11 protein-coding genes are annotated in these 13683 nt (G+C 66.7%); 8 read left to right on the top strand and 3 right to left on the bottom strand.

From position 1 onward, the window contains the following. Window positions 1-70: 70 nt before the first annotated feature. Window positions 71-559, top strand: a complete 489-nt coding sequence (locus tag DFO50_RS02955; protein ID WP_028498631.1) for a M48 family metallopeptidase — start codon at window positions 71-73, stop codon at window positions 557-559. Window positions 560-565: 6 nt separating this feature from the next. Here the strand turns inward: DFO50_RS02955 and DFO50_RS02950 are convergent, their stop codons facing one another. Both DFO50_RS02950 and DFO50_RS02945 read right to left on the bottom strand, forming a co-directional pair. Continuing rightward, window positions 566-1504 (bottom strand): alpha/beta hydrolase, encoded by a 939-nt coding sequence (locus tag DFO50_RS02950; RefSeq protein WP_028498630.1) that lies wholly within the window; start codon window positions 1502-1504, stop codon window positions 566-568. Window positions 1505-1556: 52 nt separating this feature from the next. Next, on the bottom strand, window positions 1557-2450 hold the full coding sequence (locus DFO50_RS02945) for a DMT family transporter (protein WP_112691998.1): 894 nt from the start codon (window positions 2448-2450) through the stop codon (window positions 1557-1559). 85 nt (window positions 2451-2535) lie between these two features. On the opposite strand from DFO50_RS02945, the gene DFO50_RS02940 reads away from it, so the two are divergent. Continuing rightward, on the top strand, window positions 2536-3120 hold the full coding sequence (locus DFO50_RS02940) for a helix-turn-helix domain-containing protein (RefSeq protein ID WP_036385490.1): 585 nt from the start codon (window positions 2536-2538) through the stop codon (window positions 3118-3120). On the opposite strand, the gene metH is transcribed toward DFO50_RS02940, so the two are convergent. Next, window positions 3105-6815: a methionine synthase gene (gene metH / locus DFO50_RS02935; RefSeq protein ID WP_112691997.1), complete on the bottom strand. Its 3711-nt coding sequence runs from the start codon at window positions 6813-6815 to the stop codon at window positions 3105-3107. The two genes, DFO50_RS02940 and metH, sit on opposite strands and share 16 nt — an antisense overlap. A gap of 250 nt (window positions 6816-7065) precedes the next feature. Here metH and DFO50_RS02930 point away from each other — a divergent pair, with 250 nt between their 5' ends. From DFO50_RS02930 to DFO50_RS02905, 6 genes are read left to right on the top strand one after another with little or no spacing between them, the layout of a single operon-like run. After that, a complete protein-coding gene (locus DFO50_RS02930; RefSeq protein WP_028498626.1) occupies window positions 7066-7890 on the top strand; it encodes a MetQ/NlpA family ABC transporter substrate-binding protein in 825 nt (274 codons plus the stop codon). 10 nt (window positions 7891-7900) lie between these two features. Beyond that, on the top strand, window positions 7901-9025 hold the full coding sequence (locus DFO50_RS02925) for a methionine ABC transporter ATP-binding protein (RefSeq protein WP_051528723.1): 1125 nt from the start codon (window positions 7901-7903) through the stop codon (window positions 9023-9025). Beyond that, the gene (locus DFO50_RS02920) at window positions 9018-9662 is read left to right on the top strand and encodes a methionine ABC transporter permease (RefSeq protein WP_107888925.1); all 645 of its coding nucleotides are present in this window, start codon (window positions 9018-9020) and stop codon (window positions 9660-9662) included. The genes DFO50_RS02925 and DFO50_RS02920 overlap by 8 nt, the downstream gene beginning before the upstream one ends. Before the next feature lie 60 nt (window positions 9663-9722). Further along, window positions 9723-10976, top strand: coding sequence for an SfnB family sulfur acquisition oxidoreductase (locus DFO50_RS02915; protein WP_112691996.1), 1254 nt, complete (start codon window positions 9723-9725; stop codon window positions 10974-10976). A 16-nt stretch (window positions 10977-10992) separates the two neighbouring features. Continuing rightward, complete coding sequence (locus DFO50_RS02910; protein ID WP_112691995.1) at window positions 10993-12225, top strand: SfnB family sulfur acquisition oxidoreductase; 1233 nt, start codon at window positions 10993-10995, stop codon at window positions 12223-12225. Continuing rightward, complete coding sequence (locus tag DFO50_RS02905; protein ID WP_112691994.1) at window positions 12225-13580, top strand: LLM class flavin-dependent oxidoreductase; 1356 nt, start codon at window positions 12225-12227, stop codon at window positions 13578-13580. The genes DFO50_RS02910 and DFO50_RS02905 overlap by 1 nt, the downstream gene beginning before the upstream one ends. The last annotated feature ends 103 nt before the right edge of the window (window positions 13581-13683 follow it).

Raw genomic sequence — 13683 nt, 5'->3', positions numbered from 1 at the left:
CCCGCGCCGGGCGGGTCCTTGCCTGCGCATGCTCAAGACACACCGGTCACCGGCCCGTACAATCCGCGCCATGTCCGATCTTCCCTACCTGGCCGGCTATGCACCGGCCCTGCTTGAGCGCGTGCGCGACCTGCGTGATGGCGGCAAGCTGCGCGCCTGGATCGAGCAGCGTCACCCCGACCGGCATGCGGTGCAGACCGACAAGGCGCTGTACCAGTACGTCGATGCGCTGCGCCAGCGCCATATGCGCAATGCGCCGCTGCTGTCCCGGGTCCAGTTCGACAGCCAGCAGCACCCGATGCGCGGCACGCTGGGCACCCATACCTTCGTGTCGCGCACCCAGGGCGGCAAGCTGAAGGCCAAGCACGAAATCCGCATTGCCGCGCTGTTTCGTGATGCGCCAGCGGCCTTTCTGCAGATGATTGTCGTGCACGAGCTGGCGCACATGAAGGAGAAGGACCACAACAAGGCCTTCTACCAGCTGTGCTGCCATATGGAGCCTGACTACCACCAGCTGGAATTCGACATGCGGGTGTGGCTGACCGTGCGCGAGGGCTGAGCGGGCTCAGTCGCCCTGCAGGAAGCCGGCAATGCGCCGGTAGACGGCGGCGCATTCATCGGCGACCAGGTTCTCCAGGTTCAGGAACGCATGCACCATGTCGTCGAAGTGCAGCCGTTCGCAGACAATGCCGGCCTGTTGCAGCCGCGCCTGGTAGGCGATGGCTTCGTCGCGCAGCGGGTCGAAGCCGGCGCTGACGATCAGCGTGCGCGGCAGGCGCTCGATAAATGGCGCGTGCAGTGGCGAGGCGTCGCGGCGGTTCTCGCTGTGCTGGAAATAGTTGTCGAAATACCAGCTGACCCGGCTGCTGTGCAGCAGGTATCCCTCGGCATTTTCCTGTATCGACGGCAGGCTCAGCGTGTAGTCCAGGCTCGGATAGATCAGTACCTGATTGCTGATGCGCAGTGCCGGATCGAACTGCGCCAGTGTGCTGATGCTGGCGCACAGCGCGCCGCCGCCCGAGTCGCCGATCAGGGTCAGCTCGTGCCGGTACGGCAGCTGGCGCCGTTCCAGTGCCGCCCAGACGCCACGCGCCACGGTGTGGCCGTCGTTCAGGCCGGCCGGGTACGGGTTTTCCGGCGCGAGCCGGTACTCGGCCGAGACCACCACCTGGCCGGTTGCGGCGGCCAGCCGGCGGCAGACCGGATCGTAGACGCTGACACCACCGGCCATATGGCCGCCGCCATGCAGGAACACGATCACGGCGCGTTCCTCGGTCGGTGCCGGGTGATAGATGCGCACCGGCACGGTGTAGCCCGGACCGGGAATCAGCTCGTCATTGACCCAGGCCAGCGGCGGGCCGGGCTGGACCTGCAGGAAGGTCATCCCGGCCAGTCCTTCACGCGCACTGATTGCGGTCGGCAGATAGCCATTGGCGATCAGCGCGGCGTTGCGCTGGTTCAGATCGGCAAGCCACGGGACGAGTTTGGGGCTGACTGCATGCATGGCGGTTTCCGTTAGTCGGATGGAATAATCCTGACTATAGCCCGGATCCCGTTCACTGGGCCTGCCGCTCGCCCCACTGGCTGATCAGCACGCTGACCACCACCAGTGCCGCCCCGGTGATCACCAGCGGTGTCAGCGTCTCGCCGGCCAGCCAGCCGATCCAGCCGGCCCAGACCGGTTCCATTGCATAGATGATGGTGGCGCGGGTGGCCGGCACGGTCTTCTGCGCCCAGTTCATCGCCACCTGGATCAGCGCGGTGGCCAGCCCGATGCCGGCGACGCAGGCAATCAGGCCCGGATGCGGCTGCGGCAGCGGTTCGCCGGACACCAGCATGCCGGTGGTCGCCAGCAGCGACACCACCAGCAGCTGCACCGTCGCCACCCGGCGCGGTTCGCAGGCGTTCGCATAACGGCTGATCAGGCAGATCTCGAACGCGATGACGGCGGCGCCAGCCAGGGTCAGCCATTCGCCCGGTCCGAAACCGAAATCGAGCCCGCTCGGATCGGACAGCAGCGCCAGACCGGTGAAGGCGATGACGATGCCGGCCCAGGACCAGCGGCTCGGATAGCGCTTGAACAGCAGCCATTGCATCAGCGGTACCAATGGCACGTACAGCGCGGTCAGAAAGGCGGATTTGCTGCTGGTGATGCTGCTCAGCCCCGAGGTCTGCAGGCTGTAGCTGAGGAACAGCACGCTGCCGATCAGGATGCCGGAACGCAGCTCGATGCGGGTCAGCCCGCCGAGCAGCCGCCATGACAGCAGCAGCGCCACCAGCCCGGCGACACCGAAGCGCAGGGCAACAAAACCGAACGGGCCGGACCATTGCAGTGCGGTCTGCACGGTCAGGAAGGTGCCGCCCCACAGCAGGGTGATGCCGACCAGGGTGGCATCGGGCAGCAGGGAGCGGGGCGGGGCCAGCGGAGCGGCCGGGCTGGAGGCGGTCATCGGTAGTGGGCGTTTGTCTGACAACAGGACTGGGCAATATACTGCGCATTTGTTCTGCGGCGCAATATATTGCACAATCCGGCCGATGAATACCGACTCCGTGCTCGCCAATGTGTCCCGCAATGTTCGCCATGCCCGCCGTCTGCGCGGCTGGAGCCAGGAGCGGCTGGCTGGTGCCGCCAGCGTCAGCCGGCGCATGCTGGTCGGCATCGAGACCGGCGACAGCAATGTCAGCCTGGCAACGCTGGACCGGCTGGCGGCCGCACTCGGCCTGAGCTTTGCCGAGCTGGTGCGGCCGGCGGACGGCGAGGGTCCGCCACGGGCCGCGCCGCTGCAGGTCTGGCAGGGCGCCCTGCCAGACAGCAAGGGCATCCTGATGGAGAGCCTGACCCACAACGGGCAGACGGTCGAACTGTGGGTCTGGCGGGTGGCGCCGGGCGATCGCTATGACGCCGAGGCCGATGCGCCGGGCAGCCACGAAATGGTATGGGTGACCGATGGCGAGCTGGTGCTGCAGCAGGGCGAGCGGGTCTGGCGACTGGCGGCCGGCCAGTCGCTGACCTTTCATTCCGACATCGACTACAGCTACCGGAACGAGGGGACGGAGACGGTGCGTTTCAGCAAGAACGTGATCGTCGCTGCCCCGCCGGTCCCTTACTCCGGGTCGTAGCCGAGGTTCGGCGCCAGGTCGCGTTCGGCCTGCTGCAGCGTGACGCCGCGGCGGGCGGCATAACTTTCCACCTGATCACGCCCGAGCTTGCCGACGCCGAAATACTGGCTGTCCGGATGACTCAGATAGAAGCCGCTGACCGCTGCCGCCGGCGTCATTGCATAGCCATCGGTCAGGTCCATGCCGATGGCGCGTGCATCGAGCAGGTCGAACAGCGCGGTCTTGACCGTATGGTCCGGGCAGGCCGGATAGCCCGGCGCCGGGCGGATGCCGCGGTACTGCTCGTCGATCAGCGCTTCATTGCTCAACTGTTCGTCGGCGGCATAGCCCCAGAACTCGCGGCGCACCCGCTCGTGCATCAGCTCGGCGAACGCTTCGGCAAAGCGGTCGGCCAGCGCCTTCAGCAGAATGGCCGAGTAGTCGTCGCCGGCTTCCTCGAAACGGCGCACGTGCTCGTCGATGCCCAGGCCGGCGGTCACGGCAAACGCGCCGACATAGTCGGTGACGCCGCTGGCCTTGTCGGCGACGAAGTCGGACAGGCACCAGTTCGGTTTCACGTCGTTGCGCGGCATCTGCTGGCGCAGTCCGTGCCAGGTCAGCAGCCGTTCGCCCGTGTCCGGGTGATACAGCGCGATATCGTCGTGGTCGACGCGGTTGGCCGGGAACAGGCCGATCACGGCATTGGCGGTCAGCCAGTCGCCGGCGATGATCTCCTTCAGCATCGCCTGGGCATCGGCGAACAGCGCGCGTGCCGATTCACCGACGATCTCGTCACTGAGAATGCGCGGATAACGGCCGGCCAGCTCCCAGCTCTGGAAGAACGGCGTCCAGTCGATATGGCCGGCGATCTCCGCCAGCGGATAGTGGCGGAATTCGCGCACGCCGAGCCAGGCCGGTTTCGGCGGCGTGTAGTGGGCGAGATCGAGCTTGTAGTCGTTGGCGCGCGCGGCGGCGATCGAGGCCAGCCGGCCTTCGCGGCGGTTGGCGTGGCCGTCGCGGGCGCGCTGATATTCGGCGGCGATTTCGGCCACGAACGGTTCGCACAGCGTGTCCGACAGCAGGTTCGAGCACACGCCGACCGCGCGGCTGGCGTCGGCGACGTAGATGACCGGATGCGCGTAGTGCGGGGCGATCTTCACCGCCGTATGCACCTTGGACGTGGTCGCGCCGCCGATCAGCAGCGGCAGGCTGAAACCCTGGCGCTGCATTTCCCTGGCGACGTGGCTCATTTCCTCCAGCGACGGCGTAATCAGGCCGGACAGGCCGATGATGTCGGCCCTGTGTTCGATGGCGGCGTCGAGAATCTTCTGGCACGGCACCATCACGCCGAGGTCGATGACCTGATAGTTGTTGCAGCGCAGGACCACGCCGACGATGTTCTTGCCGATATCGTGGACGTCGCCCTTGACCGTGGCCATGATGATCACGCCCTTGGCCGGCGCGTCGGCCAGCCCCATGCGGATCTTTTCTTCTTCGATGAACGGTTCGAGGTGGGCGACTGCGGCCTTCATGACCCGGGCCGACTTCACCACCTGCGGCAGGAACATCTTGCCGGCGCCGAACAGGTCGCCGACCACGTTCATGCCGTCCATCAGCGGGCCCTCGATCACATGGATCGGGCGCTCGCAGGTCAGCCGGACCTGTTCGGTATCCTCGACAATAAAGGTGGTGATGCCCTTGACCAGCGCGTGCTCCAGTCGTTTGGCGACCGGCCATTCACGCCAGCTCAGGTCCTCGCCCCTGGCTTCCTTCGCGTCGCCCCGGAATTTCTCCGCCAGGGTGATCAGGTGTTCGGTTGCATCGCCGCCGTCCTTCGGCGTGCGCATCAGCACCACATCCTCGATGCGTTCGCGCAGGGCCGGGTCGACTTCGTCGTAGACCTCCAGCGCCCCGGCATTGACGATACCCATGGTCATGCCGCGCTGGATGGCGTGGTACAGGAACACGGCGTGGATCGCCTCGCGCACCTTGTTGTTGCCACGGAACGAGAACGACACATTGGACACGCCGCCGGAAATCTTGGCATGCGGCAGGTTCTGCTTGATCCAGCCGGTGGCCTCGATGAAATCGAGACCGTAGCGCGCGTGTTCCTCGATGCCGGTGGCAACGGCGAACACGTTCGGGTCGAAGATGATGTCCTCGGCCGGGAAACCGACCTCGTCGACCAGGATGCGGTAACTTTCGGCGCAGATCTCGACCTTGCGCGCATAGGTGTCGGCCTGACCGCTCTCGTCGAAGGCCATGACGATGACGGCTGCGCCATAGGCGCGCAGCAGGCGTGCCTGCTCGACGAACTTGTCGCGGCCTTCCTTCATCGAGATCGAGTTGACGATGCCCTTGCCCTGGATGCACTTCAGCCCGGCCTCGATCACGTCCCACTTCGACGAGTCGATCATGATCGGCACGCGGGCGATGTCCGGCTCGGCGGCGATCAGGTTCAGGAAGCGGACCATGGCGGCATGCGCATCAAGCATGCCCTCATCCATATTGATGTCGATGACCTGGGCGCCGTTTGCTACCTGCTGGCGCGCCACATCGAGCGCCGTCGGGTAGTCGCCGGCCAGGATCAGCCGGGCAAAGGCCCTGGAGCCGGTGACGTTGGTGCGTTCGCCCACGTTCACGAACAGGTCGCGGTCGCCGATATTGAACGGTTCCAGACCGGACAGCCGGCATTTCGGCTCGATGACGGGCCGCTGCCGCGGCGGCAGGCCGTCGACCGCGCGCGCCATGGCGGCAATGTGGTCCGGGGTGGTGCCGCAACAGCCGCCGACGATATTGATCAGTCCGGACTCGGCCCATTCGCGCACCGACGTCGCCATGTCGGACGGTTCCAGATCGTAGCCGCCGAACGCATTCGGCAGACCGGCGTTCGCATGGACCGACACGAAGCTTTCGTTGATCCGCGACAGCTCCTCGACATACGGCCGCAGCAGGTCCGGGCCCAGCGCACAGTTCAGGCCCATGCTCAGCGGGCTGGCGTGGCGCAGGCTGTTGTAGAACGCCTCGGTGGTCTGGCCGGTCAGTGTGCGGCCGCTCTGGTCGGTAATGGTGCCGGAGATCATTACCGGCAGCCGTTCGAGCGTCGGGCGGGCGTCGAAATAGCGGCGGATGGCGAACACCGCCGCCTTGGCATTCAGCGTATCGAAGATGGTTTCGACCAGCAGCAGGTCGGCGCCGCCGGCCACCAGGCCATCGATGGCCTCGGTGTAGGCCACCACCAGCTCGTCGAAACTCACATTGCGGTAGCCGGGATCGTTGACGTCCGGGCTGATGCTGCAGGTGCGGTTGGTCGGGCCGAGCACGCCGGCGACAAAGCGCGGTCTGGCCGGATTGCGTGCCGTTTCGGCATCGCACAGCCCGCGTACCAGCGCTGCCGCACTGCGGTTCATCTCGTGGACCAGCGCTTCCATGCCGTAATCGGCCATGGCGATCGACGTCGCATTGAAAGTGTTGGTCTCGATAATGTCGGCGCCGGCATCGAGATAGGCCTGGTGAATGCCGCCGATCACGTCCGGGCGCGTCAGCACCAGCAGGTCGTTGTTGCCTTTTACGTCGCTGGGCCAGTCGGCAAAGCGCTCGCCACGATAGTCGGCTTCCTCCAGCTGGTGGCGCTGGATCATGGTGCCCATGCCGCCGTCGAGAATCAGGATGCGTTCGGCAAGCAGGGCGGACAGGCGGGCGGATCTATCGGGCATGGCGGGGCGGCTGACGGCAACGGAGACTGGGTTGGCGAGTCTACCATGCACGCCGCGCGCGCTCAGGACGACGGTCTTTTATCGATATAACGATTTGCATCGGTATTTTTATAACCAAAAGAAATTAACAAGCCGACTAACAGTATTTAAAAACATAAAAAAACTTGCTTTCATCGATAGCGAACCCGGCGGAAAACCCGGCGGACAACCTGATGCCAGGCCCTGAACAGGCCTTTGCGGGAGTCGCTACATGAACAGCAGAACTGCAGGAAACCGGGCCGCGCCGACGCGGACGTGGCTGGGCGCCGTACTGGCGCTGACCCTGATGCTGCCACTGGCGGGACAGGCGAAAGACGCGCCGATCCGGCTCGGCGTGACGCCGACGCCGCAGGTCGAATCGCTGCGGATTGCAGCGCGCGAGGCCAAAGCACAGGGGCTTGAGGTCGAACTGGTCGAGTTCAACGACTGGAATACCCCGAATGCCGCACTCGCCAACGGTGATATCGACGTCAACTACTTCCAGCACATCCCGTTCCTGGAAAACGCGAAGAAACAGGGCGGCTACCGGCTGGTCGCCATCGCCCCGGGCACGCTGACCCAGATCGGGCTGTACTCGAACAAGTACAAATCGTTCAGCCAGATCCCGACCGGCGGCACGGTGGCGATTGCCAGCGACCCGGTCAACGGCGGCCGCGGGCTGCTGATGCTGCAGAAGTCCGGCCTGATCCGGCTGAAGCCCGGCGTCAGCTACAACGCCAGCGTGCAGGACATCGTCAGCAATCCGAAGAAGCTGAAAATCATCGCGCTGGAAGCGACCCAGCTGGCACGCTCGCTCGACGATGTCGACCTGGCCCAGGGCTACCCGATCTTCCTGAAGCTTGCCGGCCGCAATCCGGACAATGCACTGCTGTTCGACGGCATCGACAACAAGCTGTACGCACTGCAGTTCGTGGTGCAGCCGAAGGATGCGAACAACCCGCGCATCCGCAAGTTCATCGACATCTACCAGCACTCGAAGGCCGTGCGCGCGTCGCTGGATCAGGTGTTCGGCAAGCTGTACGTACCGGCCTGGTAAGGGAGACGTCATGACTTCGCTGACCGATCTGCCGCCGGACCTGCATGCGCTGCTGCAGCCGGCACAGGCCGAAGCCGCCTCGACGGCACGGGTGGCGTTCGAGCATGTCGGCCGCCGCTTCGATACGCCGGCCGGTGCGGTCGACGCGCTGCACGATATCGACTTCACCATTCATGCCGGCGAAATCTTCGGCATCATCGGCCGCAGCGGTGCCGGCAAGTCGACGCTGGTGCGGACCATCAACCAGCTGGAACGGCCGACGTCCGGCCGGGTGCTGGTCAATGGCGTCGACCTGGCCACGCTGGGCGAGGATGCACTGGCGCAGGCACGTCGGCGCATCGGCATGATCTTCCAGCATTTCAATCTGCTGTCGTCCGGCACAGTGGCCGAGAACATCGGCCTGCCGCTGCGTATCGCCGGCGTGCCGAAGCGCGATATCGCGGCGCGGGTCGACAGCCTGCTGGAACTGGTCGGCCTCAGCGCCAGGCGCGATGCCTACCCGGCCACGCTGTCCGGCGGGCAGAAACAGCGGGTCGGCATTGCCCGCGCGCTGGTCCACGACCCGGACATCCTGCTGTGCGACGAGGCGACCTCGGCGCTTGATCCGGAAACCACCCACTCGATCCTGGCCCTGCTGCGCGACATCAACCGCCGGCTCGGGCTGACCGTGGTGCTGATCACCCACGAAATGGAAGTCATCCGCGAGGTGTGCGACCGGGTCGCGGTGCTGGAAAAGGGCCGGGTGGTCGAGCTGGGGCCTGTGTGGCGCGTCTTCGGCGCGCCGCAGGCTGAGGCCACCGACGCCCTGCTGCGTCCGCTGGCGCACGACCTGCCGGATGACCTGCGCGATCGCATCACTGCCACGCCGTCCGCCGTCGATGACGATCTGCTGCTCGATGTCCGGCTGGATGGCGCCAGCGGCGACGATCCTGACCTGGCTCGCGTCGCCGCCGCCCTCGGCCGGCGGGTCCGGCTGCTGCACGGCGGGATCGAACGCATCCAGGGCCGGCCACTGGGCCGGCTGGTGCTGGCGCTGGACCCGGCCGGCCTGTCCTCACCGGCGTCGGCACTGGCCGCGAGCCTCGGGCTCGGCGCGGAGCGCGTGCGCGTTCTCGGATACCTGAATCATGCTTGAACTCTATCTGGAAGCTTTCTGGCAGACCCTGCAGATGGTCGGGGTGTCGGCACTGGTGTCCGGCGTGCTCGGCATTGTGCTGGCACTGGTGCTGGTGACCACCGGCCCCGGCGACCTGTACCCGTCCCGGGGGCTGAACCGGGTGATCGGCACCGTGGTCAATGTGTTCCGTTCCGTCCCGTTCATCATCCTGCTGGTGGTGCTGCTGCCGTTCACCCGGCTGGTGGTCGGCACCACCATCGGCGTGTGGGCGGCGGCGGTGCCGCTGTCGGTGGCCGGCATTCCGTTCTTCGCCCGCATTGCCGAAGTCAGCCTGCGCGAGGTCGACCGCGGCCTGATCGAGGCCGTGCAGGCGATGGGCGGCAAGCGCCTGCACGTGATCCGCCATGTGCTGCTGCCGGAGGCCCTGCCCGGCATCGTCAGCGGCCTGACCATCACGCTGGTGGCGATGATCGGCTCATCGGCCATGGCTGGTGCGGTCGGCGCCGGCGGACTCGGCGATCTGGCCATCCGCTACGGCTACCAGCGCTTCGACAGCGAGGTGATGTTCTCGGTGCTGGCCGGTCTGGTCGCCCTGGTCTGCCTGGTCCAGGCCAGCGGCGACTTCTGGGCCCGGCGGCTGAATCATCGGCTGTAACGACTTCTTTCCTTCCCTGACATCCTGCGCCGTCGTCACGGTGGCGCCCGAGGAATTCCCATGTCCGTACCGCTTCATCCCCCCGTTCCCGGCGTCGTCTCGACCCGACTGCCGACCGTGCCGGATCCCGCCGGCGTCCACCGCATCACCAGCGATGCCGAGGCGATCGAGGTCGCCCGCGCGCTGGCCGCCGTCTTCGCCGATGGCGCCTCCGATCGCGACCGTCACCGCCGGCTGCCGTGGGACGAACTCGACCGCTACTCGGCCAGCGGGCTGGGCGGCATCACCGTGCCGCGCGAATACGGCGGGGCTGCGGTGTCGCATGTGACGCTGGCCGAGGTGTTCCGCATCCTGTGCGCCGCCGATCCGGCACTGGGCCAGATCCCGCAGAACCAGTTCGGCGTACTCGCCGTGGTGGCCGAGCTGGCCAGCGACGCGCAGAAGCGGCGGATCTACGCCGACGTGCTGGCCGGCAAGCGGCTCGGCAATGCCGGGCCGGAGCGCGGCACCCGGACCATCGCGGTCCAGACCACGCGCCTGAGCCGGACCCCGCTCGGTTTGCGGCTCAGCGGGACGCGCGCCTATTCGACCGGGGCGCTGTTCGCGCACTGGATTCCGACCCGGGCGCTGGACGACGACGACCGGCCGATTCTGGTGCTGGTGCCGCGCGAACGCGCCGGCGTCAGCGTGATCGACGACTGGTCGGCCTTCGGCCAGCGCACCACCGCCAGCGGCACCGTGGTGTTCGATGGCGTGGCCATCGACGACGAGCTGGTGCTGCCGGCCTGGCAGCTGGCCGACCGGCCGGGCCTGACCGGGCCGGTGTCGCAACTGATCCAGGCCGCCATCGACGCCGGCATTGCCCATGCGGCGCTGGAGGATGCCAAAACCTTCGTGCGCGAGCATTCGCGGCCGTGGGTGGATGCCAGTGTGGCGCGCGCCAGCGACGACCCGCACCTGATTCATGACGTCGGCCGGCTGACCATCGACCTGCATGCGGCCGAGGCGCTGCTGGCCGATGCCGGCGAAACCCTGGACCGGATCGCGGCCGGCCCGGTGACGGCCGACAGCAGCGCCCGCGCCTCGGTCGCCGTGGCCGAAGCCAAGATCCTGACCACCGAAATCGCGCTGGCCGCCAGTGAAAAGCTGTTCGAGCTGGCCGGCTCGGCCGCGTCGCGCAGCACGCACAACCTCGACCGGCACTGGCGCAACGCCCGCACTCACACGCTGCACGACCCGGTGCGCTGGAAATACCACCTGGTCGGCAATTACTACCTGAACCGGGCACTGCCTGCCCGTCATCAATGGAACTAAGGCGAGGGCTCACGACATGACACACACTGCATCCCTCCAGACGTCGCTGCAGCCGGCTCCGGCCCCGCTGACACCCGCGCAACGGATTCGCGACGATGCCGAGGCGGTGGCAGTCGCCATCGAACTGGCCAGCGTTTTCGCCGTCGGCGCATCCGATCGCGACCGTGACCGGCTGCTGCCGTGGAACGAACTCGAACGCTTTTCCCGCAGCGGGTTGTGGGGCATTACCGTGCCGCGCGAATACGGCGGCGCCGGTGTCTCCAGCGTGACGCTGGCCGAGGTGGTGGCCACCCTGTCCGCCGCCGACGGCTCGCTGGCGCAGATTCCGCAGAACCATTACTACGCGCTGGAAGTGCTGCGCGTCGGCGGCAGTGAGGCGCAGAAGCGCTTTTTCTATCAGCAGGCGCTGGCCGGCTACCGTTTCGGCAATGCACTGGCCGAAATCGGCCACAAGGATTTCCGCCGCCGCACCCGGCTGATCGCCGACGGTGACGGCTTCCGCGTCGACGGACGGAAGTTCTATTGCACCGGGGCGCTGTACGCGCACTGGATTCCGACCCTGGTGGTCGCCGACGACGACACCCAGTACCTGGCCTTCGTGCCGCGCGAGGCGGATGGCGTGACCATCGTCGACGACTGGGACGGTATCGGCCAGCGCGTGACCGGCAGCGGCTCGGTGGCTTTCGAGCAGGTGCGGGTCGAGGCCGACTGGGTGGTGCCGTTCTCGGCATCGTTCACCCGGCCGACGCCGATCGGGCCGTTCGCCCAGTTGCTGCATGCCGCCATCGATACCGGCACGGCGCGCGGCGCATGGGCGGCGACGCTGGACTTTGTCCGCACCCGCGCCCGGCCATGGATCGACGCCGGTGTCGATCGTGCCAGTGACGATCCGCTGGCCATCGTCCAGGTCGGCGACCTGGCCGTGCGCCTGCATGCGGCCGAGGCACTGCTGCGGCGCGGCGGCCGCTTCGTCGATGCGGCCCAGGCGCAGGCCAGCGACGACAGCGTGGCCGAAGCGTCGGTGGCGGTGGCCGAGGCGCGCGTGCTCAGCACCGAAATTGCGCTGAAGGCCGGCAACCGCCTGTTCGAGCTGTCCGGCACCGCGGCGACTTTCGGCGAGCACAACTACGACCGCTTCTGGCGCAACGCCCGCACCCACACGCTGCACGATCCGGTGCGCTGGAAATTCCACGCCGTCGGCAACTTCCACCTGAACGGCGCGCGTCCGCCGCGTCACGGAGCCCTGTAATGAGCAAGAAACAGTTGCTGATCAACGCGTTCAACATGAACTGCGTGGGGCATATCAATCACGGGCTGTGGACGCATCCGCGCGATGACTCGGTCGATTTCAATACGCTGGGCTACTGGACCCGGCTGGCGGCCACGCTGGAGCGCGGGCTGTTTGACGGCCTGTTTATCGCCGACATCATCGGTGTCTACGACGTGTACCAGCAGTCGGTCGACCTGACGCTGAAGGAGTCGATCCAGCTGCCGGTCAACGATCCGCTGCTGCTGGTGCCGGCGATGGCCGCCGTGACGCAGCACCTGGGTTTTGGCGTGACCGCCAACCTGAGCTACGAACCGCCGTATCTGTTCGCTCGCCGCATGTCCACGCTCGACCACCTGACCGGCGGCCGCGCCGGCTGGAATATCGTCACCGGTTATCTGGACAGCGGCGCACGGGCGATGGGCCTGCCGGCCATGGATGCACACGACCAGCGCTACGAGCGTGCCGACGACTACCTCGAACTGCTGTACAAGCTGTGGGAGGGCAGCTGGGAGGACGGCGCGGTGCGCCGCGACAAGGCGGCGCGGATCTATGCCGATCCGGCCCGGGTGCATCGCGTCCGGCACGAGGGACCGTTCTACCGGCTCGATGGCTATCACCTGTCCGAACCGTCGCGGCAACGCACGCCGGTACTGTTCCAGGCCGGCGCGTCCGACCGCGGCCAGCGCTTCTCCGCCCGTCACGCCGAAGGCATCTTTATCGCCGCGACCGACAAGGCGGGGACGCGCAAGCTGGTCGACAGCCTGCGCGCGCAGGCCGTCCGTGCCGGCCGCCGTGCCGAGGACCTGAAAATCTTCATCGGGGTGTCGGTGGTGGTCGGCAGGACCGCGCACGAGGCACAGCAGAAATTCGACGAGTACTGGCAGTACGCCAGCGCCGAGGCCGGGCTGGCCCACTTCGCCAGCAGCACCGGGGTCGACTTCGCCCGCTACGGGCTCGACGATCCGATCGACTACGGCAACAGCAACGCCATCGAGTCGGCTGCGCAGACCGCGCAGGCCAGCGCGCTGACCAGACGCAAGCTGCTGGAACGCTTCCGCCTCGGCAGCCGTTATCCGACCCTGGTCGGCGATGCGGCCAGCGTGGCCGACGAACTGGAATCCTGGCTGGAGGAAACCGGTATCGACGGCATCAACCTGACGCGGACGGTGACGCCGGAAAGCTACGAGGACTTTATCGAACTGGTAATCCCCGAACTGCAGCAGCGCGGCCGCTTCAAGACCGCGTATGCCGAAGGCAGCCTGCGCCACAAGCTGTTCGGTGACGGCGACCGGCTGCCGGCGCGGCATGTCGGGGCATCGTATCGGTGGGGGTGAGTCAAGGAGAAGGCCATCGCCTGGCCGTATGCAGGATGCGCAATACCCGTATTTGGGCATCAACGACGCCATAAATCAGTATGCAGCCTGGATGAATGACAAA

The sequence above is a fragment of the Microvirgula sp. AG722 genome (assembly GCF_003269145.1).
GTDB lineage: Bacteria > Pseudomonadota > Gammaproteobacteria > Burkholderiales > Aquaspirillaceae > Microvirgula > Microvirgula aerodenitrificans.
This window is presented reverse-complemented; position numbering and strand designations above follow the sequence as displayed.

Coding starts and splice junctions, on each gene's coding strand:
- DFO50_RS02955 (WP_028498631.1), top strand. CDS start 71: ATGTCCGATCTTCCCTACCTGGCCGGCTATGCACCGGCCCTGCTTGAG.
- DFO50_RS02915 (WP_112691996.1), top strand. CDS start 9,723: ATGTCCGTACCGCTTCATCCCCCCGTTCCCGGCGTCGTCTCGACCCGA.
- DFO50_RS02930 (WP_028498626.1), top strand. CDS start 7,066: ATGAACAGCAGAACTGCAGGAAACCGGGCCGCGCCGACGCGGACGTGG.
- DFO50_RS02945 (WP_112691998.1), bottom strand. CDS start 2,450: ATGACCGCCTCCAGCCCGGCCGCTCCGCTGGCCCCGCCCCGCTCCCTG.
- DFO50_RS02910 (WP_112691995.1), top strand. CDS start 10,993: ATGACACACACTGCATCCCTCCAGACGTCGCTGCAGCCGGCTCCGGCC.
- metH (WP_112691997.1), bottom strand. CDS start 6,815: ATGCCCGATAGATCCGCCCGCCTGTCCGCCCTGCTTGCCGAACGCATC.
- DFO50_RS02925 (WP_051528723.1), top strand. CDS start 7,901: ATGACTTCGCTGACCGATCTGCCGCCGGACCTGCATGCGCTGCTGCAG.
- DFO50_RS02940 (WP_036385490.1), top strand. CDS start 2,536: ATGAATACCGACTCCGTGCTCGCCAATGTGTCCCGCAATGTTCGCCAT.
- DFO50_RS02905 (WP_112691994.1), top strand. CDS start 12,225: ATGAGCAAGAAACAGTTGCTGATCAACGCGTTCAACATGAACTGCGTG.
- DFO50_RS02920 (WP_107888925.1), top strand. CDS start 9,018: ATGCTTGAACTCTATCTGGAAGCTTTCTGGCAGACCCTGCAGATGGTC.
- DFO50_RS02950 (WP_028498630.1), bottom strand. CDS start 1,504: ATGCATGCAGTCAGCCCCAAACTCGTCCCGTGGCTTGCCGATCTGAAC.